Raw genomic sequence first — 610 nt, 5'->3', positions numbered from 1 at the left:
TGCTGTCCTCAATGACGACATCACCATAGTTGTCGACGATGTAGGTGTCGTTGCCAGTTCCGCCAATCAGCGTATCCGCACCCGCACCACCATCGAGAATGTTGTTGCCTGCGTTGCCGTTCAGACTGTTGTTGCGCTCGTTGCCGGTCGCGTTGATGTTCGCATTGCCAAGCAACGAAAGATTTTCCAGGTTGGCGCCAAGCGTGTAGCTCAGGGTCGACAAGACAGAGTCGACCTCATTGAGCGCTGCGTTGGTTTCAACAATCACGTCGCCAATATTGTCAATGTAGTAAGTGTCGTTGCCGGCGCCGCCGTTCATGGTGTCGGCTCCCAGGCCACCATTGAGCGTGTTGGCGTCGCTGTTGCCGATCAGGATGTTGTTCAGATCGTTACCTTGTATCGTGAACGCGCCGGCACCCTTGATTGTGACGTTCTCGATATTGGCCAGGTTAGCAAGACTGATGTTCACGGCGGCCGTCGAGGGCGTCGCTGCATACATGAGGTACAACGTATCGTTACCTTCGCTGGCCAACTCTTGCACGAGCGCCAGTTCACCCGCCTGATCCAGTACGTAGGCGTCGTTGCCCTTGCCGCCGATCATGATGTCCAG

Annotated in this window: 1 protein-coding gene; it reads right to left on the bottom strand. The window is 55.7% G+C overall.

Annotated features, from left to right (window positions below; genetic code table 11):
• Positions 1 to 610 (bottom strand): calcium-binding protein (locus ACW9IR_RS29540; RefSeq protein ID WP_457466144.1); only part of this gene is annotated, 610 nt, incomplete at both ends.

The sequence above is a fragment of the Pseudomonas sp. SDT291_1_S447 genome, from assembly GCF_054070155.1.
The sequence above is the reverse complement of the archived record's forward strand: the minus strand, read 5'-3'. Positions and strand labels throughout refer to the sequence as shown.